Source organism: Cohnella panacarvi Gsoil 349 (genome assembly GCF_000515335.1).
GTDB classification, from domain to species: Bacteria; Bacillota; Bacilli; order Paenibacillales; family Paenibacillaceae; genus Cohnella; species Cohnella panacarvi.
Genome location: NZ_KI911563.1, coordinates 131,530 through 157,609 on the forward strand (window position 1 = coordinate 131,530; position 26,080 = coordinate 157,609).

Genomic DNA, 26,080 nt, shown 5'->3' on the forward strand with positions numbered 1-26,080 from the left:
AGAAAGCGGTGGTGAACGTTGGAACGGCTTCCGAAACGACAGCGTCACCAGGAGCTAAGCCGGCTTCTGGAAGAAAACCCGTTCCTCACCGACCGGGAGCTGACGCGACTCTTGAAGGTCAGCATCCAAACGATACGCTTAGACCGATTAGAGCTTGCCATACCCGAGCTAAGGGAAAGACTGAAGCTCATGGCGGAGCGCTCGCACGACTCGGTTCGTTCTTTGCCGTTGCACGAGGTCATCGGCGATATCGTCGACCTGCAGTTGGACAAGAGCGGCATCTCGTTATTCGAGATGAACGAAGAACACGTATTTTCCCGCAGCGGCATCGCAAGGGGACATCATGTGTTCGCGCAAGCGAACTCGCTCGCCGTGGCGGTCATCAACGACGAGATCGCGCTAACCGCTTCCGCGGACATTCGGTTCGTCAGGCCTGTAAAGCTAGGCGAGAAATGTATCGCGAAAGCGTATGTGAGATCCAGCGGCGGACAAAAAGCAAAAGTCGAAGTATTTACTTACGTTGGCGAAGAGATGGTATTCCAAGGGAATTTCGTCATATACCGGTCTGCAGCGGAATCGAAAACCTAAGAGGAGTGACCTACATTGCGGATAGCGATAGATGCAATGGGCGGGGATCACGCGCCGCGCGCGCAAGTCGAAAGCGCGCTGGCGGCAGCCGCCGAATGGCCGGACACGCACCTTATTCTCGTGGGCAAACCGGAACGAATTCAGCCGCTGCTAGGAGCGAACCCGCCGTCTAATATTACGGTCGAGCCAGCCGACGAGGTTATCGAAAGCGATGACGAACCGGTAAGGGCAGTGAGGAGAAAGCCGAATTCTTCCATGGTCGTTGCCGGGCGGATGGTGAAGGAAGGACGCGCGGACGCCATGATATCCGCGGGCAACACCGGAGCGCTGATGGCGGTCGGATTATTGCTGCTCGGCCGGCTTAACGGCATCGATCGTCCGGCGCTTGCGCCGATGTTTCCTTCCGCGGATAACGTAGGCGTTCTCGCGCTCGACATGGGCGCGAACATGGACGCCAAACCGGAGCACTTATTACAATACGCACTCATGGGAACGATTTATAGAGCCAAGGTTCACGGGATGGACAAACCACGCGTCGGATTGCTGAACGTCGGCACGGAGCAAGCCAAAGGCAACGAGTTGACGAAAGCGGCGTTCGATCTGCTTAACCAAGCGCCGATCCATTTCGTCGGCAACATCGAGGCCCGGGACGTTCTGAATCGCGCTTGCGACGTTATCGTGTGCGACGGTTTTTCCGGCAATATCATGTTGAAAGCTTTCGAAGGGGCGGCGTCATCGATTTTCTCGCTCCTGCGCGAGGAGCTGACGTCTTCCTGGAAGACGAAGCTCGCGGCTGCGATCTTGAAGCCGAGCTTCCGCCGCGTCAGAAGACGGATGGATTACAACGAATACAACGGAGCGCCTTTGCTCGGCGTTAACGGTCTCGTCGTGAAAGGACACGGTTCCTCCGATGCCAAAGCGATGAAAACCGCAATCCGGCATACGCGGACGGCGATCGGCAACGGTTTGATCGCGGCGTTAACCGAAGAATTCAGCGGAAAGTGAGCGAAATTGCAATGAAAGACATCTCCGTCGGCATACTCGGTACCGGCAAATACGTACCTGATAACCGATTAACGAACGAGCAGTTGGAAACGATGGTCGAGACGAACAACGATTGGATCGTCACGATGACCGGCATTAAGGAAAGACGGATCGTCGGCGAAGGCCAGGCGACGTCCGATCTGGCTTACGAAGCATCGCTTCGCGCCATGGAAGCGGCAGGCGTCACGGCCGACCAGATCGATCTGATCATCGTCGCGACGATTACGCCGGACATGTTCTTCCCTTCGACGGCTTGCTTGCTTCAAGAGAAGCTCGGAGCGAAGAGAGCGGCCGCGTACGACTTGTCCGCCGCATGCTCCGGATTTATCTATGGAATCGCGAGCGCAACCGGATTCATCAAGATGGGCATGTACAAGCGTGTGCTTGTCGTCGGAGCCGAATCGTTGTCGCGAATAACGGATTACACGGACAGGAATACGTGCATCCTGTTCGGAGACGGCGCGGGCGCGGTCGTGCTAGGCGAAGTGCCGGAAGGCAGAGGCTTCCGATCGTTCGAGCTGGGCGCGGACGGTTCCGGCGGAGAGCTGCTCCGCATTTGCGGCGGCGGATCGAGGTTGCCTTCCTCCGAGCAAACGGTCGCGGATCGCCGTCATTTCATCGAGATGAACGGACGCGAAGTGTTCAAATTCGCGGTTCGCATCATGGGCAATGCAGCGGAAGAGGCGCTTGCGAAGGCTGGGCTGTCGAAGGAGAATATCGACTTGCTCATCCCGCACCAGGCGAATATCCGCATTGTCCAGTCCGCGCTCGATCGTCTGAACCTCACGAACGACAAATGCATGATCAATATCGATAAATACGGCAACATGTCCGCCGCTTCGATTCCGGTTGCGCTTGCCGAAGCGGTGGAAGAAGGGCGCGTCAAGGAAGGCGATTGCCTCGTATTCGTCGGCTTCGGCGGCGGTTTGACTTGGGGCGCGTCCACTTTGATCTGGTAGGAGGGTTTCCACTTGGGTAAAATCGCATTCGTGTTCCCCGGCCAAGGCGCTCAGGCGGTAGGCATGGGCAAGGACGCATACGACGGGAACGCCGCATCGCGCGACGTGTTCGATCGGGCGGATTCCGCGCTCGGCTTCTCGATCAGCAAGCTCAGCTTCGAAGGACCCGAAGAGGAGCTTCGCCAAACGGCGAACACGCAGCCCGCGCTCCTGGCGACCAGTATCGCGTTGCTCGAAGCATATAAGTCGCAAGGCGTTAAGCCGGACTTCGTCGCTGGTCACTCCCTAGGGGAATATAGCGCGCTAGTCGCGGCCGGCGTGCTTGGCTTCGAAGACGCGATCCGCCTCGTGCGGGCCCGCGGACAGTTCATGGAGCAAGCGGTTCCGAGCGGACAAGGCGCGATGGCCGCCGTGCTCGGCGCGGAGCGCGACGCGCTCGCCGCATTATGCGCGGACGTTACCGCGAACGTCGGCACGGTCGAGCTCGCTAACGTCAATTGTCCGGGGCAGATCGTCGTATCCGGCTCCACGGCAGGCGTCGCCGAAATCGGCAATCGCGGCAAAGAAGCCGGAGCAAAGCGGGTTATCCCGCTCGAAGTCAGCGGACCTTTCCACTCCAGTCTGATGAAGCCTGCGGCCGATCGACTTGCCTCCGAGCTCGCGAAAGTCGTATTCAACGATGCGGCGGTACCCGTCGTCGCGAACGTGAACGCGCGGCCGGTGACTTCCGGCGAGGAGCTGCGGAAGCTGCTCGCCCTGCAAGTGGTGTCTCCTGTGCAATGGGAAGATACGATCAAATGGCTGATTTCGGAAGGCGTAGACACGTTCGTGGAGATCGGCTCGGGCACGGTGCTGTCCGGACTGATCAAGAAAACCGATAAATCCGTTCAGGCGATCCCGGTGAACACGGCGGCCGCAGCCGCAGGCGCCGTCACGCAATAAGACGCAAGCAGGAGAGGGTGAATGATGATGGCGATGTGGGATTTGAACGGTAAAACCGCGCTCGTCACCGGCGCTTCCCGCGGCATCGGCCGCGCGATCGCGATCGGGCTGGCGGAAGCCGGTGCGGACGTTGCGGTCAACTACTCGGGCAGCGAGGCTGCCGCGGCGGAAACCGTCAAGGCGATCGAAGCGCTCGGACGCAAGGCGATCATGATCAAGGCGAACGTCGGCAAGTCCGCCGAGTTCGACGATATGCTGGCGAAGACGCTGGAAGCATTCGGCGGCAAGCTGGATATTCTCGTGAATAATGCCGGTATTACCCGTGACAACCTAATCATGCGCATGAAAGAAGAAGATTTCGACGAAGTGATCGAGACGAACCTGAAAGGCGTGTTCAACGGCATTAAAGCCGTTACCCGCCCGATGATGAAGCAACGCTCCGGACGGATCATTAACATCTCGTCCGTCGTCGGCGTGCTCGGCAACGCCGGGCAAGCGAACTACGTCGCGGCGAAAGCCGGCGTCATCGGCCTGACGAAGTCGGCTGCCAAGGAGCTGGCATCGCGCGGCATTACCGTGAATACGGTAGCGCCGGGGTTCATCGTCTCGGACATGACCGACAAATTGCCGGAAGAAGCTCGCGCGAAGATATTGTCCGAGATTCCGCTCGCCCGCATGGGCCGTCCGGAGGACATCGCGGCTGCCGTCGTCTTTCTCTCTTCCGATGCCGCGTCGTATATGACCGGCCAGACGATTCACGTAGACGGCGGAATGTACATGTAAAATAGGCGCACGGTACCCGTCCGGGCGCGCACGGACTGCGCGATAGCGTGCTGGATTTTTGTCCATGATTCACGTATAATACGTTAAGGGAGGTGAACCGGATGTCCGATGTTTATGATCGCGTTAAACGCATCGTTATCGAACGCCTGGGAGTTGAAGAGGCGGAAGTAACCGCCGAAGCATCCTTCAAAGACGACTTAGGCGCTGACTCTCTCGATGTGGTAGAACTCGTTATGGAACTCGAGGACGAATTCGACCTGGAGATTTCCGACGAAGATGCAGAGAAGATCACTACGGTGGGAGAAGTCGTTAAATACATACAATCTCATTCGTAATGATCGATCGGGTCCCGTTATCCTAACGGGACTTCTCCACATTCATGAGTCTATTCCCGTCAGCGGGAGAGGCGATTGATATCCCTTGAAGAGGTGAAGCTGTTGAAGCACCGCGTCGTGGTTACCGGTATGGGAGTCGTAACGTCTCTCGGATCCGATTTGCCTACGTTATGGAATAACCTGCTCGCCGGCAAGTCCGGCATTAGCAGAATAGAAGCATTCGATACATCCGAATATACGACGAAGATCGCGGCAGAGATTAAAGACTTCGATCCGTCCGTCTATATCGATAAGAAAGATCTCCGCAAAATGGACCGTTTCGTGCAGTTCGGCGTCTCCGCCAGTAAGATGGCGATCGAAGACGCGGGGCTCGTGATCGGCGAGAACGCGGATCCCGATAAAGTAGGCGTCGTCGTCGGTTCCGGCATCGGCGGACTCGGCACATGGGAAGACCAGCACACGATTCTGATGAACAAAGGTCCCCGCCGCGTCAGCCCGTTCTTCATTCCGATGATGATCGCGAACATGGCCAGCGGCCAAATCTCGATGATTACCGGCGCGAAAGGACCGAACACGGCTGCCGTGTCGGCTTGCGCGACGGGTACGCATTCGATCGGCGATTCTTTCAAAATGATCCAGCGCGGAGACGCCGACGTCATGATCTGCGGCGGCGCGGAAGCGACGATCCGTCCGATCGGCATGGCCGGCTTCTGCTCGATGAGAGCGATGAGCACGCGCAACGAAGAGCCCGAGAAAGCGAGCCGCCCGTTCGATGTCGACCGCGACGGTTTCGTCATGGGCGAAGGGTCGGGTGTAATGGTGCTGGAGTCGCTGGAGCATGCCAAAGCCCGCGGCGCCAAAATTTACGCGGAAGTAATCGGCTACGGCATGAGCGGCGACGCGTTCGACATGGTCGAGCCGGATCCGGAAGGCGCGGCGCGCAGCATGAACAAAGCGATTAAAGACGCGGGCATCGAGCCTGCGGACATCGATTATATTAACGCGCACGGCACTTCGACGCCTGTCGGCGACAAATCGGAAACGACGGCGATCAAGAAAGTGTTCGGCGAGCATGCGTACAAGCTGGCTGTCAGCTCCACGAAGTCGATGACCGGGCACCTGCTCGGCGCTGCCGGCGGCGTGGAAGCCGTCATCGTAGGCTTGACGCTGCAGAACGGCGAAATTCCGCCGACGGCTAACTTGGACAATCAAGATCCTGAATTGGATTTGGATTATGTTCCGAACAAGCCGCGCAAGGCGGACGTTAAGATCGCGCTCTCGAACTCCTTCGGATTCGGCGGGCACAACGCTACGATCATTATGCGTAAATATGAAGCCTAATTAGAAGTGCGTGAACGTCGACGCAGGCGGCTTATGCCGTCTGCGTTGGTTGTTTTACGCGACGAGAATCGGGGTGACGACATGAGTGATAGCTTCGAACGTTTGCAAGAACGCGTGAACCTGCGTTTTCAAGACGGGTCTCTATTGCGGCAGGCGTTCACGCATACTTCCTACGTCAACGAGCAACGGGGCGCGCGCGTTCCCGACAACGAGAGGCTGGAGTTTCTGGGCGATGCGGTGCTGCAGTTGACCGTGTCCGAGTTTCTGTACCGCAAGTATCCGGATCGTCCGGAGGGAGAACTTACGAAGCTGCGGGCCAGCATCGTATGCGAGCCGTCGCTTGTCCGTTTTGCCGAGGCGCTCGATTTCGGGCAAGTCGTGCTGCTCGGCAAAGGGGAGGAGCAAACGGGCGGCCGAACGAGGCCGTCGCTGCTGGCCGACGCGTTCGAAGCGTTCGTAGGCGCTCTATACCTGGATCAAGGGCTTGTCGTCGTACGCAAGTTTCTCGAACGGCATCTGTTCTCGAAGCTGCCGGAAGACGGCGAAGCGCCGCGGAAGGATTACAAAACCGAGCTTCAAGAGAAGGTGCAGCAGCTGGGGATGGGGCCGCTAGACTATCGGATCGTGGAAGAGCGGGGACCCGCGCACGATCGGGAGTTTATCGCCGTCGTCGTCGTCGGCAAGCAACGTCTCGGCACAGGAGCCGGACGTTCCAAGAAGGAAGCGGAGCAGCAAGCGGCGTCGCAGGCGCTGCACATGTTGCTGAAGCAATCATGACCGACCGACTCGAGAGGAGAAATTCATCCTTATGTTTCTAAAAAGAATCGAGCTGACCGGGTTTAAGTCGTTCGCGGACCGTACCGAGCTGGAATTCGTCCGCGGCATAACCGCCGTCGTCGGGCCTAACGGCAGCGGCAAGAGCAACATATCCGACGGCATCAGGTGGGTGCTCGGCGAACAAAGCGCCAAGTCTCTGCGCGGCGGCAATATGCAGGATATTATTTTCGCCGGCAGCGATACCCGTAAAGCGGTCAACTTCGGCGAAGTATCCTTGACGCTGGACAATTCGGATAAAGCGCTTCCGCTCGATTTCAGCGAAGTGACCGTTACCCGCCGGGTGCATCGGAACGGAGATAGCGAATATTTGATCAACAAGCAGCCGTGCCGGCTGAAAGACATTACCGAGCTCTTCATGGACACCGGGATCGGCAGGGAAGCTTATTCGATTATCGGACAGGGGCGGATCGAGGAAATCCTCAGTACGCGCTCCGAGGATCGCCGCGGCATTTTCGAGGAAGCGTCCGGCATCGTGAAGTATAAAAGCCGCAAGAAGGAAGCGCAGAAGAAGCTCGAGGATACCGAGAACAATTTATTGCGGATTCACGATCTCGTAAGCGAGCTCGACGGCCAAATCGAACCGCTCAAGGAGCAGTCGGCCAAAGCCGAGAAGTACAAAGCGCTTAAGGAAGATTTGAAAAATAAAGAGATCGCGTTGTACGTTCATCAGATCGAGGGCGTGCACGCGTCTTGGACGCAGACGAACGAGAAGCTGACGGCGCTTCGCGACGAACAGACGGTGTTGTCTACGTTCGTCAGCGCGCACGATGCCCAGCTCGAGGAAGAGCGCCAGGTGCTCCTGCGATTGGAGGAAGTGCTCGAGAAGCTGCAGGACGAGCTGCTTCACTGCTCCGAGGAAACCGAGAAAACCGAAGGCTACGGCGAGCTCTTGAACGAACGCCGAGCGAACTTGGAGCGCACCCGCGAAGGGGTGATGCAATCGATCGCGTCCGCGACGGAGCGTCACGCCGAGTCGACGGCGGAATCCGCGAGTTTAAGCGACAAGCGCGCAAGCTTGGACGCGGAGCTGTCCGCGCTGACGGCGAAGCTGGCTGCGGAGAGCGAGAAGCTGGCTTTGGCCGACGGCAGCACGGAAGCCGAAGAGAAGCTGAAAGCGGAGTTGTTCGATACGCTTAACGCGATGGCGCAGGCCCGCAACGACATTCGTTACGGTGAAGGCCAGCGCGAGGTGTTGGAGCGCAGGGTCGCGCGCATTGCCGAAGAAGAAGCGCGGCTTGCGGAGCAGCAGCAAGGGCTGAACGCGAAGCGCGAGCAGTTGGACGAGCGTTTCGCGGCCGTGTCCGCGGCGCTCGAAGACGTGCGTAACCAGTACGTGTCCGAAGGCGCGCGGTCGTCCGAGCTTCAGCGGAAGCTGGAGGAAGCGCAGCAAGCCGTTCGCCGCTTCGATCAGAAGCGCGACGCGCTCGTATCCCGGCGCGATACGATCAAGGAGCTGCAGGATGACTACGACGGCTTCCAGCACGGCGTTCGCGAAGTGCTCAAGGCGTCGAAGCGCGGCAACTTGCACGGCGTGCATGGCGCGGTGGCGGAGCTCGTCAGCGTGCCGGCCAACCTGGAGACGGCGATCGAGACGGCGCTCGGCGGCGCGTTGCAGCATATCGTCATGGAAGACGAGAAATGCTCCCGTACGGCCATCGCATACTTGAAGCAACGTCAGTCGGGGCGCGCCACGTTCCTGCCGCTCGACGTCATCCGTCCGCGCACGCTGCCGGACAGCGACAGACGTCAGCTCGAGCAACTGGAAGGATTCATCGGGATCGGAGCGGAGCTGGTCGGTTCCGAACCGAAATACGCGAATATCGTCAGCAGCATGCTCGGCAACGTGCTCATCTCGGAGACGTTGGAGCAAGCGAACAAGATCGCCTCGAGGCTGCAGTACCGTTACCGCGTCGTTACGCGCGAAGGTGATATCGTCAACGCGGGCGGCTCGATGACGGGCGGCAGCTTGCAGAAGAAGTCTTCGAGCTTGCTCGGGCGTCAGCGTCAGCTAGACGATCTGGCGCGCGAGATCGCGGAAGCCGAGAACGCGCAAGCGCTGGCTCGCGCGGAAGTGGACGACCTGAAGAAGCAAATCTCGCTTGTCGCTCACCATATCGAGCAATTGCGGGATCAAGGAGAGAAAGAGCGGCTTAACGAGCAACAGGTAGCTGCGGAGCGTCAACAGCTTCACCAGGAAGAGAAGCAGCTCGAAGAGCAGCAAACCGCGCTGACGATGGAGAAGGCGGCTTTCGACGCCGAGGCGAGCAGCCTGTCGACGACGCGCGAAGAGGTGGATGCCAGGCTTGCGGCGCTTGTCGTCGAAGAAGAGCGAATCCAAGCGCGCATCCGCGAAGCGGAAGAGCTCCGCCGCCGCAGCGCGAGCGAGAAGGAAGAGCTTCAATCGGCTCTGACCGAACTGAGGATCGCGATCGCAAGGCTCGAGCAAGATCGCGGCGCGATTGACGAGCAGGCGGCGCGGGGAAGATCGGAACTGACAAGGTTGTCGGCCGAGCTGAAACAGCTGCAAGAGTCGCTCTCTCTTAACGCGGAAGAGAACGCGCGCAACGAGGAGCAGCTCGCTCAGCAGAAGGAGCGCTTGAACGAATTGCGCATCCAGAAGAAGCAACTGACGGAGAATATCGAGTTTAAGCGCGCGGACCGCGCGGAGAAGCAGCGCGAGCTCGAACGCAAAGAAGGCGAGACGAGAGATCAGCGGACGAAGCTGCGATCCGTCGAGGAAGGCATGCGCCAAGCGGAAATCGCCGTCAACCGGATGGACGTCGAGCTGGATAACCTGCTGCGTAAGCTGAGCGAGGAATACGAACTCGGCTTCGAGCTGGCGAAGGCGAAATATCCGGTGCCGGAAGATATCGTCGGCACGCAAAACGAAGTGCGCGATATGAAACGCAAAATTATCGCGCTCGGGGACGTCAACCTGGGTGCGATCGAAGAATACAAGCGCGTTTACGAACGGTACCAGTTCCTGTCGGAGCAAGAGAACGACTTGATCGAGGCGAAGACGAAGCTGCATGGCATCATTCGCGAGATGGACGAAGAGATGTCCAAACGGTTCTTGACGACGTTCTCCGAAATCCGCAAGCATTTCGTCGTCGTGTTCTCGAGGATGTTCGGAGGCGGTCGCGCTGATCTGATCTTGGCAGATCCGGATAAACCGCTCGATACCGGCATCGACATCGTCGCGCAGCCGCCAGGCAAGAAGTTGCAAAACTTGCAGCTCCTTTCCGGCGGAGAGCGCGCGTTGACGGCAATCGCGCTGTTGTTCGCGATACTGAACGTGAAGCCGGTGCCGTTCTGCGTGCTCGACGAAGTCGAAGCCGCGCTCGACGAGGCGAACGTCTCGCGTTACGCCCAATACATGCGCGAATTCTCGGATTCGACGCAATTCATCGTCGTTACCCACCGCAAAGGCACGATGGAAGAAGCGGACGTGCTGTACGGCGTAACGATGGAAGAGGGCGGCGTATCGAAGCTCGTGTCCGTCCGTCTGGAGGATACCGAGGAAATGACGGCCACGGCATAAAGAGACGGCCGGGCGATAGGGTGGAGGAAAGAGACGATGAGTTTTTTCAAAAAGCTGAAGGAAGCGATCTCCGCCAAGACGGAAGCGGTAACGAGCAAGTTCATCGGCGGACTCGCGAAGACGCGCGACGCGTTCGGCAAAGTCGGCGAGCTGTTCACGCTCCGCAAGAAAATCGACGAAGCTTTCTTCGAGGAGCTGGAAGAGATTCTGATCGGCGCCGACGTCGGCGTGAATACGGTCATGGAGCTCATCGACGAGTTGCGCGACGAGGTGAAAAAGCGCAAAATCGAAGATCCGGCGGAGCTTCAACCGATCTTGTCCGAGAAGCTGACCGACATGCTGCGGGGCAACGGGGAAGAAGCGGGGCTTAATAGCAATCCGAACGGCATTACCGTCATTCTGTTCGTCGGCGTGAACGGCGTAGGCAAGACGACGACGATCGGCAAGCTGGCCTGGCGCTACAAGCAACAAGGGAAGAACGTGCTGCTTGCCGCTGGCGATACGTTCCGCGCGGGCGCGATCGAGCAGCTTGAAGTGTGGGGTCAGCGCGTCTCGGTCGACGTGATTAAACAGCATTCCGGTTCCGACCCTGCGGCTGTCATGTTCGATGCCGTTCAAGCGGCCAAGCAGCGCAATGTGGATGTCCTTATTTGCGATACGGCCGGACGGCTGCAGAACAAATCGAACCTGATGGAGGAGCTTTCCAAGATCCACCGGGTCATCCAGCGGGAAATTCCCGGCGCGCCTCACGAGACGCTTCTCGTGCTGGACGCGACGACGGGACAGAACGCACTGCAGCAAGCGAAGCTGTTCGGCGAGAAGAGCGGCGTCACCGGGCTCGTGCTCACGAAGCTCGACGGCACGGCGAAGGGCGGCATCGTGATCGCGATCCGCAACGAGCTGGCGTTGCCGGTGAAGTTCGTCGGCCTCGGCGAGAAAATGGACGATCTGCAGGAATTCGATGCCGATCAATTCGTGCACGCGCTGTTCGCCGGATTCGTGCAGGATGAAGAGCCGCAAGACGAGTCGCAGTAGAGTAGCTCATAACTCTTGGTCAGCCCTCGGGGCTGACTTTTTTGCGTTCTTTGAACGATATCCCCTTCGCTCAGGAAAGAGGAAACTTCGGCAATTCTGAGTAACGGGGATATCGATATAAAGGACTGAGCAATAACGACCAATCGACAGTTATTTGAGATATTACGTGCCCTAATAATAAAATAACTACAGATCGATTGTTATTTGAACGAGATTACGCCGGATTACCGATTTCCACTCCGAATACCTGCGAATTGTTGTTATTTACGGGCAAGGTGGGATTTTTAGAGAAAATAGATGCAATTGGTTGTTATCTAGCTTACGCGCAGAGAGATCGCCAATGTTTACGAACCTAGATTCCTTGGGATTAGGTGGGCTGCAAGAAAGATGTTAAGGTAAATGCCTTGACATCTCAATCGCTATTGCGTATCATAAGGAACGTAGATGGGCTGTAAAGGTATTTTCCTTGACTTGGTTTACGAAGGGAGCAGCCGACGTGCACGGACAGAACGCGCTGGAGAAGACGAACCGCATGAACGTGTTGTTCGATTTTTACGGGCCGTTATTGACGGAGAAGCAGCAGACGTTCTTGAAATGTTACTTTCACGACGATTATTCGCTCGGCGAAATCGCCGCGGACTTCGACATTAGCCGTCAGGCGGTGTACGAGCATCTGAAGCGGGCGGAGCAAGCGCTGGAAGATTACGAGTCGAAGTTGCGGCTTGCGGAGCGCCATCATCAGATCCAAGCCGGCTTGGACCAGCTCGAGAAGCAAATTTCTGAGCTGCGGCCCGACACCCGCGACAACATACAACGGACAATCAACCTGCTCAGGGGAGCAGAAGCGAATAGTTAACAACGGTATCCGTTCTTAAGAAGGGGGGATGAGCTTATGGCGTTCGAAGGATTGACATCTCGACTGCAGAACGTGTTCGGCAAGCTGAAGGGCCGCGGCAAAGTATCGGAAGACGACGTGAACGAAGCGATGCGGGAAGTGCGTCTTGCGTTGCTCGAAGCGGACGTTAACTTCAAAGTCGTCAAAGATTTCATCGCCAAAGTGAAAGAACAAGCGCTCGGGCAAGAGGTTCAGAAGAGCTTTACTCCGGCGATGGTCATTATCGATATCGTCAACAAAGAGCTGACCGAGCTGATGGGCGGCACGCAAGAGAAGCTTGCGAAGTCGAACAAGCCTCCGACGGTCGTCCTGATGGCCGGTTTGCAAGGCGCGGGTAAGACGACGCTGACCGGCAAGCTCGCGAAGCTGCTGCTGACGCAGAAGAACAATCCGCTCCTCGTCGCGGGCGACATATACCGTCCGGCGGCGATCAAGCAGCTCGAGGTGCTCGGCGGACAGATCGGCGTACCGGTATTCACGCTGGGCGACCAGGTCAGCCCCGTCGAGATCGCGAAGCAAGGCGTCGCGAAGGCGAAGGCCGAGGGGTACGATTATGTGCTTATCGATACGGCGGGCCGCTTGCAGATCGACGAAGAGCTGATGCAGGAAATCAAGGATATTCATTCGGCTGTCGAACCGGACGAAGTGTTGCTCGTCGTCGACGCGATGACCGGCCAAGAAGCGGTCAACGTCGCGAAGAGCTTCCACGAGCAGCTCGCCCTCACCGGCGTCGTGCTGACGAAGCTCGACGGCGATACGCGCGGCGGGGCGGCGCTGTCGGTCAAAGCCGTTACCGGCTGCCCGATCAAATTCGCCTCCACGGGCGAGAAGATCGATCAGCTCGAAGCGTTCCATCCGGACCGGATGGCGTCGCGGATTCTCGGCATGGGCGATATGCTGTCGCTCATCGAGAAAGCGCAGACGAACATCGACGCGGAGAAAGCCAAAGAGCTCGAACGCAAGATGCGCACGGCGGAATTCTCGTTCTACGACTTCCTCGAGCAGATGGAGCAAGTTCGCAACCTAGGTCCGCTCGAGCAGTTGCTCGATATGATGCCCGGCATGGGCAAGCTGAAGAGCAATCCGAACTTCAAGATCGACGAAAAGCAGATTAATCGCACCGAAGCGATCGCGAAGTCGATGACCCACGCCGAGAAGCTGAAGCCCGACATCATCAACTACAGCAGACGCAAGCGGATCGCCGCCGGAAGCGGAACGACGGTCGCCGACGTCAATCGCCTGCTCAAGCAGTTCGAGGACATGAAGAAGATGATGAAGCAATTCTCCGGCATGATGGGTCCGAACGGCAAGCCGAAAGGCGGCATGGGCGCGCTGAAGAATATGTTCGGCGGCAAGAACAAAGGGCCGAGATTTCCGTTTTAACTAACATAACCATTGCGATTTTATTTCATCAAGGAGGTGAAAGTTAACATGGCAGTTCGTATTCGTCTGAAACGTATGGGTGCTCACAAAGCTCCTTTTTACCGCGTTGTCGTTTCCGATTCCCGCTCTCCTCGCGACGGACGCTTCATCGAAGAGATCGGCATCTATAACCCGGTCGCTGCGCCAGCGCAAGTTCAAATCGACGAGGAAAAGGCTCTCAAATGGCTGCAAAACGGCGCGCAAGCGTCCGATACCGTTCGCAACCTGCTGAGCAAAGCCGGCGTCATGAAGAAATTCCACGAATCCAAGCTCCAGAAGTAATCGTCCTAATACCGGAGGGTTGAACCATGGAACAATTGATTCGGGTTATCGCCCGAGCACTCGTGGATCATCCGGAAGACGTGCAAATTCAGGTCAAGGAAGACGCGAGAGGCCTGGTGTACGAGCTTTCCGTTCATCCCGACGATGTCGGCAAAGTCATCGGCAAGCAGGGGCGGATCGCGAAAGCGGTTCGCACGGTAGTCTCTTCCGCCGCGGTTAAAGAGCGGAAGCGCGTCATCGTGGATATTGTTTCTGATTAACGGCTAAGAAACCGGACCGCAGCGATGCGGCCGGTTTTTTGTTATTGTAACGATATCCCTCTCGCTCAGGGGAGGAAGCAGGCGGCGGTCGCTTTCCTGAGCGAAGGGGATATCGGGATAAGAAATGAAATAATCGCAACATATGATAGTTATTGTGAGCAGATAAGAGCCCATATGAAAAATAACAACAGATCGATAGTTATTAGAGTGCTGTGTCGTCGAATGGCCGCTTTCCGACTCAAGTAATTGCAAATGGTTGTTATTTTAGCGAGTAACGAGAGTTTTAGAGAAAATAAATGCAAATGGTTGTTATTTCGCACATTGCTGCTTCTTCGCTAGCCGGCTCATGCGCTGGCCGACCAGAGCGCCGAGGTACCGTCCTGCCGCAGCGTACCGCGTTGGGGTTGACAGGAAACGAATTCCAAGTTACGATTTGTTTGTAAATTCCACTAGGGGCGCCCGCATGGGCTGAGATAAGGCTACCGCCTTGGTCCCTTTGAACCTGATCTGGGTCATGCCAGCGTAGGAAAGTGGGCAATGTTCGTCATACGATCGCGGTACGGTAGCGTGGGCCTATGGGCTCGCCTTGTCGGCATGCCGCGCGTTAACGCGATACATTTCCGCCGCTCCCTCCGGGGCGGCTTTTGTTGTTTAGAAGCCGCTTCGAGAGAGGGAGAGCGGCGGACTTGCGCCATTTTCTATTACGGCCCCCTAGTGGAAATTCGAACGATTCCATTAGGGGGTTTTATGTAATGCCGATGTTGACGAGGCCGCTGCCGGGCAGCCGCAAAGTGTACGTAGGGGGTTCTAGGGAAGATATCCGGGTGCCGATGCGCGAAATCGCGCTTACGCCGAGCAACGGAAGGAACGGCGAGGAGCCGAACGCGCCGGTTCAAGTATACGATCCAAGCGGGCCTTATACGGACGAAAGCTACGCCGCGGACGTGCGGCAAGGTTTGCCTCCGCTTCGGAACCGTTGGATTACGGAGCGGGGGGACGTCGTCGCGTACGCGGGGCGCCAAGTGAAGCCGGAAGATAACGGGTTCGCTTCGGAACGTTCGGCTGCCGAGCGCGGCGCGGAACTGTTTCCGAAAACGACGAACGAGTGCTTGCGAGCCGCGCCTGGCCGCAACGTCACGCAACTTTATTACGCGCGTCAAGGCACGATCACGCCGGAAATGGAGTTCATCGCCATCCGCGAAGGGTTTAGCCCGGAATTCGTCCGGGCGGAAGTAGCCGCCGGCCGCGCGGTCATACCGGCGAACGTCAACCATCCGGAGAGCGAACCGATGATTATCGGACGTCATTTTCACGTGAAAATCAACGCTAACATCGGAAACTCCGCGGTCGCATCGTCGATCGAGGAGGAAGTCGAGAAAATGACTTGGGCGACGCGTTGGGGCGCGGACACGATCATGGACTTGTCCACCGGCAAAAACATTCATACGACGAGGGAATGGATTATTCGCAATTCTCCGGTGCCGGTCGGCACCGTTCCGATCTATCAGGCGCTCGAGAAGGTCGACGGCAAAGCGGAAGACTTGAGCTGGGAAGTGTTCCGCGACACGCTGATCGAGCAGGCGGAGCAAGGCGTCGACTACTTCACGATTCATGCGGGCGTACGGCTTCGTTATATCCCGTTGACGGCGAAGCGCGTGACGGGCATCGTCTCGCGGGGCGGGTCGATTATGGCGGCTTGGTGCCTTGCCCATCACAAGGAAAATTTCCTGTACGCGCATTTCGAAGAAATATGCGAAATCATGAAGGCTTACGACGTGACGTTCTCGCTCGGCGACGGCCTAAGACCGGGTTCCATCGCGGACGCCAACGACGAGGCGCAGTTCGCCGAGCTGGATACGCTGGGCGAACTGACGGACATCGCTTGGAAGCATGACGTGCAAGTGATGATCGAAGGCCCCGGTCACGTGCCGATGCATCTCATCAAAGAGAACGTCGACCGCCAAATGGAAGTGTGCAAAGAAGCGCCGTTCTATACGCTTGGGCCGCTGACGACGGACATCGCGCCGGGTTACGACCATATTACGTCCGCCATCGGAGCGGCGATGATCGGTTGGTTCGGCACGGCGATGTTATGCTACGTAACGCCTAAGGAGCACTTGGGCTTACCGAACAAAGAAGACGTCAAAGACGGCGTCATCGCCTACAAAATCGCCGCTCACGCCGCGGATTTGGCGAAAGGGCATCCGAGAGCGCGGCTTCGCGACGACGCGTTGTCCAAGGCCCGCTTTGAGTTCCGTTGGCGGGATCAGTTCCACCTCTCGCTCGATCCGGAGCGCGCGATGTCTTACCATGACGAGACGCTGCCGGCGGAAGCGGCGAAATCCGCGCACTTCTGCTCGATGTGCGGACCGAAGTTTTGCAGCATGCGCATTACGCAAGACATTCGGGATTATGCCGCGGAGCACGGTCTCGATACGCAGGAGGCGCTCGAGGCGGGCATGAAGCGGGAGTCGGAGCGATTCTTGGCAACGGGAAGCCGTATTTATGCGCCATGACCGATTAGTGACGGAGCGTTACTCCCGGCAAATTCGGTTCGCGCCGATCGGTCAAGCGGGTCAGCGCAAGCTCGGCGACGCCGGCGTTCTCGTGGTCGGGGCGGGCGCGCTCGGCGCGTCGCTCGCCCAGCACATGGTCCGGTCGGGGGCGGGCTTCGTCCGCCTCGTCGACCGGGATTACGTGGAGTTGAGCAATCTGCACCGGCAGACGTTGTTCGACGAAGAGGACGCCCGCGCCGCGCTGCCGAAGGCGGTTGCCGCGGCAGCCAAGCTGCGCCGCATGAACGGCGGCGCGAGAATCGAAGCTTTAGTGGCCGATGTCGGCAAGCGCAACGCCGAGTCGCTGCTCATGGGCGTCGACCTCGTGCTCGACGGTACGGACAACGCCGAGACGAGGCTGCTCATGAGCGACGCATGCTTCGCGCACGGGGTGCCTTTCGTCTACGGAGGCGTCGCCGGATCAAGCGGGATGAGCGCGATGCTGGTGCCCGGCAAGCATGTCTGCCTTCGTTGCTTGCTTGGCGAGACAGAAGCTTCGGATACGGATGGCGGCGCGCCGACTTGCGATACGATCGGCGTCATTGCGCCAGCGGTGGAGCTTATCGCCGGGCTGCAAGCGGTCGAAGCGATCAAATGGCTGACCGGAAACTTTCATGCGTTGCGCGATACATGGGTATCGGCCGACGTATGGAACTTTGCGCTTAAAGAGTGGAAACTGCCTCCGCCTCGCGAAAGCTGCGTTCATTGCGGGGCAGGGCGCCTACCCGAACGATTGCATGAGGCTGTCGGAAAGCCTCATGCTCCGTCTGCCGATTGGCAGGTCGAGGAACGCGAGCCGCAGCCGGATGAAGAGAAGGTTGTCGTGCTGTGCGGTAGAGATACTGTGCAATTAGCGCTTCGCCCCGCGCTCGGATTGCCGGAGTGGGAAAAGCGGCTTTCAAGCCGGGGCTGCGAGATTACGGCCAGCAACGCGTATTTGATCCGCGCGTTGACGGCCGAAGGGGAACGTATCGTCGTATTTTCGGACGGCCGGTCGCTCATCCAAGGGGCGGGGGGAGTCGAACGGGCGGAAGAGATCTATCGTAGTTATTTGGCAGAAGAGGAGGTGCCGCGATGAATGGGAAACTCGATTTCAAGCTATATGTCATCACGGGAGAAAATTATCATCCGGGACGCAGCATGCTTGAGGTGATGGAAGCGGCATTGAAAGGCGGCGCGGACATCGTGCAGCTACGGGACAAGGACATCTCCAAGCGGGATTTGCTGGAGAAAGCCAAGAGACTGAAAGACTTAACGGCTAAATACAACGTGCCGCTTATCGTGAACGATCATCCGGACGTCGCGCTCGCCATCGACGCGGACGGCGTTCACCTTGGCCAAGACGATATGCCGATCGCGGTCGCGCGCCGAATCATGGGACCCGATCGGATCATCGGCATTTCGACCCATCGGATCGAGCAAGCCCGCGAAGCCGAGCAAGCGGGGGCGGATTATATCGGGGTAGGTCCCGTGTACGCGACCGGAACGAAACCGGGCAGGCAGCCCGTGACGACCGCATACGTATCCGAGGTTGCCGCAGAGATACGGATTCCGTGGGTCGCCATCGGCGGCATTACGCCCGATAACGCGTTCGAGGTGCTGAACGCGGGGGCGAACAGGCTGTGCGTAGTGTCCGCTGTCGTCGGAAGCGAGGATCCCGAAGCGGTATGCCGGCGGTTCATAGCGTTAATCGAAGCGAGGGATGGGTCGCCGAATGCTTCGGTTGAATCGAAAGCCACGGGAATCTTCGTGACCGTGAACGGCCGGCGATCGCGGACGCAAGCCTCGACGCTCCTCGAATTGGCAGAGCAGTATGAATTGCAGGATAGGCGGGTCGTGGCCGAGATGGACGGGGAATTCGTTCCGCGCAGAAGCTGGGGCGAAGCTCCGCTGCGCGTCGGAGCAACGGTTGAATTCGTGCATTTCGTCGGAGGAGGTTGATGCGGATGAAGGACACGTTATCGAGCGATCCGCTTGTCATCGGCGGACATGCGCTTGACTCGCGGTTTTTCCTCGGTACGGGCAGATTCCCGAGCCCGGCCGTCATGCAACAGGCGCTTATGGCTTCGGAAGCAGAGGTCATTACGTTCGCGGTTCGCCGCATCAATCTCGAAGAGGTCGCGGACGACAGCGTCCTGCAGCACGTAGCCGATCGCGGCTATATTTATTTGCCGAATACGTCGGGGTCGAGCAACGCCGACGAAGCGGTTCGCATCGCGCGATTGGCGCGCGCCGCCGGGCTGGGCAATTGGATCAAAGTCGAAATCAGCGCCGATCCGCGCACGTTGCTGCCGGACCCGATCGAAACGCTGAGAGCGACGGAACGTCTCGTGCAAGAGCAATTCATCGTGCTGCCTTATACGTCGGACGATCCTATCCTATGCCGCCGCCTGCAAGAAGCGGGAGCCGCAGCCGTCATGCCGGGCGGATCGCCGATCGGGACGGGGCTCGGCCTATTGAATCCTTATAACCTCGGCTTGATCGCCGAAGAAGCTGTCGTTCCCGTCATCGTGGACGCCGGACTCGGATCCGCGCAAGACGTCGTCCAGGCGATGGAGCTTGGCGCGTCGGGTATTCTGGCCAATACGCCGGTCGCCAAAGCGCAAGATCCCGTCGCCATGGCCCGGGCCATGAAACTGGCGGTCGAAGCGGGAAGGCTGTCTTATCTGGCGGGGCGCATTCCGAAGAGAAGGTATGCGTCGGCCAGCAGCACGTCCGAAGGCTCATTGTACGAGGCCGTAATGGCGGAAGGGAAGGCTTAGCATGGCGCAATCGGTACTGATTCTGGGCGGCGGCATTATCGGATTGTCCTGCGCGCTGGAAGCGACCGGGCTAGGATTTCGGGTTACCGTAGTGGAGGAAAGCGGATTCGGCGGTCAAGCCACGGGAGCGGCGGCGGGCATGCTGGCGCCTTTCTCGGAAAATCCGGACGGCTTCGACCCGTTTTTCCGGCTATGCTTGGACAGCTTCATGCAATACCCCGAGTGGGTCCGGGAGATCGAGGAGATTTCCGGGGAGCGGGTGGAACTGAGCGCGAGCGGGAGCTTAAACGTGGCGTTCCACGAAGCGGATATGCTGCCGATGCAGACTCGGCTGCAATGGCAGCGGCCCTATTGCGCGCAGATGGAATGGCTGGACGAGTCCCGGTTGCACAGCGTGGAGCCGCGCATATCGCGCAAAGCGATCGGGGCGTTATATTGTCCCGCCGAAAGCCACGTATTCGCGCCGAAGCTGGCGATCGCCGCGGAAGAAGCTTGCAGGCGAGCCGGGGTTCGGCTCGTCCCGCATGCAGGGCCGTTATCGAAGCTCGAAGTAACGAAAGCGTCCGGCGTATCCGTGACGATGGGCGATGCGCAAACTTGGCGCGCGGATCGGCTGGTCGTCTGCACCGGAGCTTGGAGCGGTTTTCTTCAGGAGTGGATTCGCGTGGGCGTTCCGGTTCATCCGATTCGCGGGCAAATTTGCGCCTATGACGCCGGGTTGGGAGAAGTTCGGCATATGGTCTTCTCGAGCCAGGCGTACTGGGTACGGAAAGACGACGGCACGATCGTCTGCGGGGCGTCGGAGGACGTGGCGGGGTTCGACCGAAGCGTAACGGCGCAAGGCATCGAGCGGTTGACAAGGTGGAGCGGCCGCGTGTTCTCCTTTCTGGAAGGAAAGACTCCCGTCAGAAGCTGGGCGGGCCTTAGGCCCGCGACGCTTGACGGCCGTCCGCTGATCGGCGAAGTTCCGGGCTGTCCCGAAGTTATCGTCGCGGCCGGGCATTATCGCAACGGCATTCTGCTCAGTCCCGCAACCGCGTCGATGGTCGGGCGGCTTCTGCTTGCGAAGACGGACTCGCAGGGCAACGCATTCAGCCTGGAGCGCTTCAACCGTACGGCGGAAAAGGAGAGATCGCGATGAGCGAGGCAGGTACTCGGCCCCCGATCGTCCTGACCGTCGCCGGTTCTGATTCGGGAGGGGGAGCGGGTATTCAAGCGGATTTGAAAACTTTTCAAGAGCTCGGCGTATACGGGATGAGCGTCATTACCGCGATTACCGCGCAGAACAGCGTCGGCGTCCAGCGTCTGGAACCGGTTTCCGCCGAGATGGTCGAAGCGCAGCTTGTCAGCGTGCTCGGAGATATCGGGGCCGACGCGGTCAAGACGGGGATGCTGCCGACGCGCGCGCACGTCGAGACGATAGCGGCAACCATACGCCGGTACAAGCCGAAGAGCCTCGTCGTCGACACGGTGTACGCGGCGAAGGACGGCTCCGCGCTCATGGGCGCGGACGCATTCGAAGCAATGAAAGCGATGCTGCTGCCGTTAGCGGAAGTCGCAACGCCTAACTTGCCGGAAGCCTGTCGGCTTCTTGGCATGCGCGAGACGGACATTCGGTCCGTCGAAGACATGGAGCAAGCGGCTTTCAAGCTGCTGTCTTTCGGACCTCGGCATGTGCTGCTTAAGGGAGGCCACTTCAGCGGAGCTAAGGAAGCGATCGACGTCTTCGTCGGTCCGTCAACATCCGAGCCCGCGCGCCGAATAAGCGGGATTCGCCATGCCACGTCGCATACCCACGGCACAGGCTGCACGACGGCGTCGGCCGTCGCGGCGTATATCGCGCAAGGCTTTTCGCCCGAAGAGGCTTGCCGGCTAGCCAAATCGTTCGTATCCGGGGCGATCGCCGCCGCTTTTCCGACCGGCGCGGGAACGGGGTCGCTGTGGCACGGAGCTTGGCGCGATTTGCGGGAATAATGACGATGCTTTATGATAGTAGCTGAACTTTGTACCTGAAGGGAGCTGCTTCCATGTCGGAAGAGCGCATGCTCAACGTGGGCAAAATCGTCAACACGCACGGCATCCGCGGCGAGGTGAAAGTGTACCCGCAGACCGATTTTCCCGATGTCCGCTTCAAACCGGGCGCAATGCTGACGATGTATCCGCCGGAATCCGGCTCTCCGGTCGCCGTCGAAGTCGTCTCGTCGCGCGAACAGAAGAAGATGTACATCCTCAAGCTCAAAGGATACGACAATATTAATGAAGTCGAGCGCTATAAAGGCTGGGAGCTGAAAGTGTCCGATGCGGAGCGGGTACCGCTCGAAGAAGGGGAATACTACGTCCGCGATATTATCGGCTGCGAGGTCGTAACCGAAGAGGGACAGACGCTCGGCACGATCACGGACACGCTGTCGCCCGGCGCCAACGACATATGGGTCGTTAAGCTGCCGAAGGGCAAGGAGCTGCTGCTGCCGGTCATCGACGGCGTCGTCTTGGATGTCGATATCGCCGCACGCAAAGTGAAAGTGCATCTGATGGAAGGGCTGCTGTAACGATGCGGATCGACGTATTGACGTTATTCCCCGAGATGTTCGCGGGCGTGTTCGGCGCCAGCATCCTCGGCAAAGCGAAAGACAAAGGCATCGTGTCCCTGAACACGGTCAACTTCCGCGATTTCGCGAACAATAAGCACGGGACCGTAGACGATACGCCTTATGGCGGAGGCGGGGGCATGGTTCTGAAAGCGGAGCCGATCTTCGGAGCCGTGGAACATCTCGCGGCCGGGGTTTCCGGGACGAACGGGCAGACTAAGCCTCCGCGCATCATTCTCATGTGCCCGCAAGGCGAGCCTTTGTCGCAACGCAAAGCGCTCGAGCTTGCGGAGGAAGATCATCTGATTTTCATTTGCGGTCATTACGAGGGCTACGATGAACGGATTCGCCGGTATCTCGTCACGGACGAGCTATCGATCGGCGACTACGTGCTGACCGGCGGAGAGCTGCCGGCGATGGTCGTCATCGATACCGTCGTTCGCCTCTTGCCGGGCGTTCTCGGCAACGAGCGATCGGCGGTAACGGATTCCTTCAGCGACGGCTTGCTCGAATATCCGCATTATACGCGTCCCGCCGAGTTTCGCGGCTGGAAAGTGCCGGACGCGCTTCTGTCCGGCCATCATGCGGAGATCGAGAAGTGGCGGAGGAGGCAGTCGCTTCAGCGCACGCTGGAGCGCCGCCCCGAGCTGCTGGAATCGGCGGAGCTGACGGCTGAAGAGCGGAAGTGGCTGGAGGAACAGCTCTCGGAATAGGCTGTCATGCAGCAGACGGCTGCATCAGGGGAACCTTCGCAGCCAGTATTCGTGCATGGTATGTCGGTCCGAATCGCACCCATGGGGAGTAACGCCTGCAATCCTGCAGATCATGCTGCCCGAATCGAATCGTTTCGGAGTTACGGCTGCAATCCTGCAGGTAATGAGCAAGAAAAGTCGCGCTAAACCGCGCGCCCATACATAACACCTGCAAGTTCGCAGGTATCGTCTTGTAACGCATGGTGAGCTTGCGATTGGCTGTATCCTGGCAGTTATTTTATTTACACTTATCGCTCGGAATACTTAACAGGCTTTTCTAACAATATCAAGAGCCGACAGACTGGATAGACCGGAGATCAAGATCGCGATTTCGCGATAAAATCCCCTTGTGTTATGCGACCCGTTATGATAAAATTTCAAATGTTGTTCTGTTTGTTACGTAGGACGGTCCTCTGCACGCCATGATCCGAATGAGAGCATTCGGGGAGCGGGGTACGAACGTCTGTTATGGAAGGAGTGAGACCCTAATGAGTAACCTTATTCAAGCGATCACGCAAGAGCAGCTCCGCAAGGACGTGCCAAGCTTCCGTCCGGGCGATACGCTCAAAGTATACGTGAAAGTCGTCGAGGGTTCCCGTGAGCGCGTCCAGCTGTTCGAAGGCGTTGTTATCAAACGTCGCGGCGGCGGCATTAGCGAAACTTTCACGGTCCGCAAAATTTCTTACGGCGTCGGCGTTGAGCGTGCTTTCCCAGTACACTCGCCTCGCATCGAGAAAATCGAAGTGACTCGCCGCGGTAAAGTTCGCCGTGCGAAACTGTACTACCTGCGCAACCTTCGCGGTAAAGCAGCGCGTATCAAAGAAATTCGATAATGGCGTCAAAGGGGGGCTTGGCGATGTTCAAGTCTCCCTTTTTGCATTTTCTCCAAGACGAATCGAGGCGATAAAGAATGGACCAGAACAATTCCAAAACGGACGAAATAGCCGATCCAATCGACCAGTCGACGGACAGCGATCGTGCGGTATCGCCGCGACCTATGATATCGATCGACGAGCAGGATGGCCGAGCAGAGGGAGAGAACGGTTCGGGCGAGGCGGGAGCGCCGCAGAAGCCCGGCAATTCCAGAATGACGGGCGAAATTGTAGAGTGGATCAAAGCGCTGGCGATCGCCGGTTTGCTCGTCTTCGTCATTCGCTGGTTCCTGGTCAGTCCGTTCATCGTGGACGGACCGTCGATGGAGCCGAACTTCTGGGATCGGGAACGGATTATCGTTAACAAAATCATTTACGACATTCGCGAGCCGAAACGCGGCGAAGTGATCGTATTCCATGTGCCTGAAGAAAAACGCGATTTCATTAAGCGCGTCATCGGCGTGCCCGGAGACACGGTCAGAGTCGAGGGAGATAACGTATACATAAACGGCGAACTGATCGAGGAATCCTACTTGAAGAAGGCAATCGCGGAAGCGCAAGCCAACGAAGAAGATCGCTTATATAATGACATCGGTCCATACAGCAATTTCCCGAACGAAGCGTACCCTGACGGAAAAGTGCCGGATGGCATGCTTTTCGTCATGGGCGATCACCGCAACAATAGCGAAGACAGCCGCAGAATCGGGTATATTCCGATCGATCGCGTCGTCGGACGCGCGGATCTCGTGTTCTGGCCGCTCAAAGATTTTCATTTCATTAAGCACTAAGTTATGAACGGGGAATCGAAATGACGATACAATGGTTTCCCGGACATATGACCCGGGCCAAACGCCAAATCGAAGAAAAATTAAAGCTGATCGACGTCGTCATCGAGCTGCTCGACGCGAGAATACCGCAATCGAGCCGCAATCCGATGATCGACGAGATTACCGGCGCGAAGCCACGTCTAATTCTGCTAAACAAGGCGGATTTGGCGGATTCGGAGCGCACGGCGGAATGGAGCCGTTATTTTCGCGATAAGGGTCACATGACGCTGGCGATCGACGCGAATTCGGGGACCGGCGTGAAGGAGATTGCGGGCAAAGCGAAAGAGCTGCTTAAGGAGAAGATCCAACGCCAGATCGACAAAGGCATGAAACCGAGGCCTATTCGAGCGTTAATCGTCGGCATCCCGAACGTCGGCAAGTCCACGCTGATCAACCGAATCGCGGGAAGGAACATCGCCATAACGGGCGACCGTCCGGGCGTAACGAAGGGCCAGCAATGGATCAAGACGGGCGGAGACCTCGAGCTGCTCGATACGCCGGGCATTCTGTGGCCGAGGTTCGACGATCCGATCGCCGGCTTCCGCTTAGCCGCTACCGGAGCGATCAAGGAAGACGTTCTGCATATCGACGAAGTCGCTTGCTTCGTGCTGCAGGATTTGGTCCGGGGTTACCGGCCGATTCTCGCGGAGAGGTACGGGCTGACCGACCTTCCTGCGGAATTGCCGGATTTGCAATCCGCGGTCGACGTATTGGAGCAGATCGGACGGCGAAGAGGCTGTCTGGCCGGCGGAGGACATGTCGACTACGAGAAGGCCGCCGGCATCGTACTGCGCGAATTGCGCGCGGGCAAGCTCGGCCGGATGACGCTGGAATCGCCGGACGAATTCTCGGAGACGGCTTCGGAGCCGACAACGTGAATAATAGGTTGGACAACCGCTGTGCGGCGCAGGTGAGATTGCGTCCGCATGGCGGTTTTTTCATGCGCGCGTATTGCCGAAAAACGACGTAACGGGCGGATTACATGATACAATGAACGTAAGGCGGGTGAGCGGAATGAGCAATGGGCTGCAAATCGATGCGGAAGGTAAAGTCATTGCGTTAATCGACGGGCAGTGCGTCATGTGCAACGCGATTTCGCAATGGTATATCGAGCGCGACTCGGCCGACGTTTTCCGGTTCGCGTCGTTGCAGTCGTCCGTAGGTCGGGGGCTGCTTCGCGAGGGCGGGATGCCTGAATCGGGAATGGATACGTTCGTGCTCATTGACGGGGGTCGCTATTATACGAGGTCTACGGCTGCGCTTCGCGCGCTCCGCCGCTTGGGCGGTCGATGGCGGCTCGTCTACGGGGCGATTATCGTGCCTAAATTCATTCGGGACGGCGTGTATCGTTATATCGCGCGCAACCGGTATCGTTGGTTCGGGAAGGCGGAAAGCTGTCCGATTCCGACGCCGCAGTTGCGCGGCAAGTTTCTGGACTGGGACGAACAGTGATTGTCAGG

Annotated in this window: 26 protein-coding genes and 1 riboswitch; all 26 genes read left to right on the forward strand. The window is 58.2% G+C overall.

Going from position 1 to position 26,080, the window contains the following annotated elements:
- The first annotated feature begins 18 nt into the window (after nt 1-18).
- Nucleotides 19-588 carry a transcription factor FapR gene (gene fapR / locus COHPA_RS0100630; RefSeq protein WP_027084252.1) on the forward strand — a complete coding sequence of 190 codons (570 nt, stop codon included), beginning with the start codon at nt 19-21 and terminating at the stop codon, nt 586-588.
- 15 nt (nt 589-603) lie between these two features.
- Nucleotides 604-1,593, forward strand: a complete 990-nt coding sequence (gene plsX / locus COHPA_RS0100635; protein ID WP_035119311.1) for a phosphate acyltransferase PlsX — start codon at nt 604-606, stop codon at nt 1,591-1,593.
- A gap of 11 nt (nt 1,594-1,604) precedes the next feature.
- Complete coding sequence (locus COHPA_RS0100640; protein WP_027084254.1) at nt 1,605-2,591, forward strand: beta-ketoacyl-ACP synthase III; 987 nt, start codon at nt 1,605-1,607, stop codon at nt 2,589-2,591.
- A gap of 12 nt (nt 2,592-2,603) precedes the next feature.
- Nucleotides 2,604-3,533 carry an ACP S-malonyltransferase gene (gene fabD / locus COHPA_RS0100645; RefSeq protein ID WP_027084255.1) on the forward strand — a complete coding sequence of 310 codons (930 nt, stop codon included), beginning with the start codon at nt 2,604-2,606 and terminating at the stop codon, nt 3,531-3,533.
- Between the two features lie 33 nt (nt 3,534-3,566).
- On the forward strand, nt 3,567-4,316 hold the full coding sequence (gene fabG, locus COHPA_RS0100650) for a 3-oxoacyl-[acyl-carrier-protein] reductase (protein WP_035119811.1): 750 nt from the start codon (nt 3,567-3,569) through the stop codon (nt 4,314-4,316).
- A 101-nt stretch (nt 4,317-4,417) separates the two neighbouring features.
- Nucleotides 4,418-4,651: an acyl carrier protein gene (gene acpP / locus COHPA_RS0100655; RefSeq protein ID WP_027084257.1), complete on the forward strand. Its 234-nt coding sequence runs from the start codon at nt 4,418-4,420 to the stop codon at nt 4,649-4,651.
- Between the two features lie 102 nt (nt 4,652-4,753).
- A complete protein-coding gene (gene fabF / locus COHPA_RS0100660; protein WP_035119812.1) occupies nt 4,754-5,992 on the forward strand; it encodes a beta-ketoacyl-ACP synthase II in 1,239 nt (412 codons plus the stop codon).
- 81 nt (nt 5,993-6,073) lie between these two features.
- On the forward strand, nt 6,074-6,769 hold the full coding sequence (gene rnc / locus COHPA_RS0100665; RefSeq protein ID WP_027084259.1) for a ribonuclease III: 696 nt from the start codon (nt 6,074-6,076) through the stop codon (nt 6,767-6,769).
- Nucleotides 6,770-6,800: 31 nt separating this feature from the next.
- Entirely contained in the window at nt 6,801-10,370 is a 3,570-nt protein-coding gene (smc, locus tag COHPA_RS0100670; RefSeq protein WP_027084260.1) for a chromosome segregation protein SMC, read from the forward strand.
- Nucleotides 10,371-10,406: 36 nt separating this feature from the next.
- Nucleotides 10,407-11,405, forward strand: coding sequence for a signal recognition particle-docking protein FtsY (gene ftsY, locus COHPA_RS0100675; RefSeq protein ID WP_027084261.1), 999 nt, complete (start codon nt 10,407-10,409; stop codon nt 11,403-11,405).
- Nucleotides 11,406-11,937: 532 nt separating this feature from the next.
- Complete coding sequence (gene ylxM, locus COHPA_RS0100680) at nt 11,938-12,261, forward strand: YlxM family DNA-binding protein (RefSeq protein WP_425393699.1); 324 nt, start codon at nt 11,938-11,940, stop codon at nt 12,259-12,261.
- 36 nt (nt 12,262-12,297) lie between these two features.
- Nucleotides 12,298-13,683, forward strand: coding sequence for a signal recognition particle protein (gene ffh / locus COHPA_RS0100685; protein ID WP_027084263.1), 1,386 nt, complete (start codon nt 12,298-12,300; stop codon nt 13,681-13,683).
- A gap of 48 nt (nt 13,684-13,731) precedes the next feature.
- The gene (gene rpsP / locus COHPA_RS0100690) at nt 13,732-14,004 is read left to right on the forward strand and encodes a 30S ribosomal protein S16 (protein ID WP_027084264.1); all 273 of its coding nucleotides are present in this window, start codon (nt 13,732-13,734) and stop codon (nt 14,002-14,004) included.
- Between the two features lie 26 nt (nt 14,005-14,030).
- Nucleotides 14,031-14,264, forward strand: a complete 234-nt coding sequence (locus tag COHPA_RS0100695) for a KH domain-containing protein (protein WP_027084265.1) — start codon at nt 14,031-14,033, stop codon at nt 14,262-14,264.
- A gap of 441 nt (nt 14,265-14,705) precedes the next feature.
- Nucleotides 14,706-14,810, forward strand: a riboswitch (TPP riboswitch).
- A gap of 206 nt (nt 14,811-15,016) precedes the next feature.
- Complete coding sequence (thiC, locus tag COHPA_RS0100700) at nt 15,017-16,780, forward strand: phosphomethylpyrimidine synthase ThiC (protein ID WP_027084266.1); 1,764 nt, start codon at nt 15,017-15,019, stop codon at nt 16,778-16,780.
- Entirely contained in the window at nt 16,770-17,897 is a 1,128-nt protein-coding gene (locus COHPA_RS0100705) for a ThiF family adenylyltransferase (protein WP_027084267.1), read from the forward strand. The genes thiC and COHPA_RS0100705 overlap by 11 nt, the downstream gene beginning before the upstream one ends.
- Nucleotides 17,894-18,760, forward strand: a complete 867-nt coding sequence (gene thiE / locus COHPA_RS0100710) for a thiamine phosphate synthase (protein WP_027084268.1) — start codon at nt 17,894-17,896, stop codon at nt 18,758-18,760. Before COHPA_RS0100705 ends, thiE begins: the two co-directional genes overlap by 4 nt.
- On the forward strand, nt 18,760-19,581 hold the full coding sequence (locus COHPA_RS0100715; protein ID WP_425393668.1) for a thiazole synthase: 822 nt from the start codon (nt 18,760-18,762) through the stop codon (nt 19,579-19,581). Before thiE ends, COHPA_RS0100715 begins: the two co-directional genes overlap by 1 nt.
- A gap of 1 nt (nt 19,582) precedes the next feature.
- The gene (gene thiO / locus COHPA_RS0100720) at nt 19,583-20,722 is read left to right on the forward strand and encodes a glycine oxidase ThiO (RefSeq protein WP_027084270.1); all 1,140 of its coding nucleotides are present in this window, start codon (nt 19,583-19,585) and stop codon (nt 20,720-20,722) included.
- On the forward strand, nt 20,719-21,555 hold the full coding sequence (gene thiD, locus COHPA_RS0100725) for a bifunctional hydroxymethylpyrimidine kinase/phosphomethylpyrimidine kinase (RefSeq protein ID WP_027084271.1): 837 nt from the start codon (nt 20,719-20,721) through the stop codon (nt 21,553-21,555). The genes thiO and thiD overlap by 4 nt, the downstream gene beginning before the upstream one ends.
- A 53-nt stretch (nt 21,556-21,608) precedes the next feature.
- Nucleotides 21,609-22,130: a ribosome maturation factor RimM gene (rimM, locus tag COHPA_RS0100730; RefSeq protein WP_027084272.1), complete on the forward strand. Its 522-nt coding sequence runs from the start codon at nt 21,609-21,611 to the stop codon at nt 22,128-22,130.
- A gap of 2 nt (nt 22,131-22,132) precedes the next feature.
- A complete protein-coding gene (trmD, locus tag COHPA_RS0100735; RefSeq protein WP_027084273.1) occupies nt 22,133-22,882 on the forward strand; it encodes a tRNA (guanosine(37)-N1)-methyltransferase TrmD in 750 nt (249 codons plus the stop codon).
- Nucleotides 22,883-23,409: 527 nt separating this feature from the next.
- Nucleotides 23,410-23,754 carry a 50S ribosomal protein L19 gene (gene rplS, locus COHPA_RS0100740; protein ID WP_027084274.1) on the forward strand — a complete coding sequence of 115 codons (345 nt, stop codon included), beginning with the start codon at nt 23,410-23,412 and terminating at the stop codon, nt 23,752-23,754.
- Between the two features lie 173 nt (nt 23,755-23,927).
- Complete coding sequence (gene lepB, locus COHPA_RS0100745; RefSeq protein ID WP_035119814.1) at nt 23,928-24,581, forward strand: signal peptidase I; 654 nt, start codon at nt 23,928-23,930, stop codon at nt 24,579-24,581.
- Nucleotides 24,582-24,601: 20 nt separating this feature from the next.
- Nucleotides 24,602-25,498: a ribosome biogenesis GTPase YlqF gene (ylqF, locus tag COHPA_RS0100750; protein WP_027084276.1), complete on the forward strand. Its 897-nt coding sequence runs from the start codon at nt 24,602-24,604 to the stop codon at nt 25,496-25,498.
- 136 nt (nt 25,499-25,634) lie between these two features.
- A complete protein-coding gene (locus COHPA_RS0100755) occupies nt 25,635-26,072 on the forward strand; it encodes a thiol-disulfide oxidoreductase DCC family protein (RefSeq protein ID WP_027084277.1) in 438 nt (145 codons plus the stop codon).
- Nucleotides 26,073-26,080 lie beyond the last annotated feature (8 nt).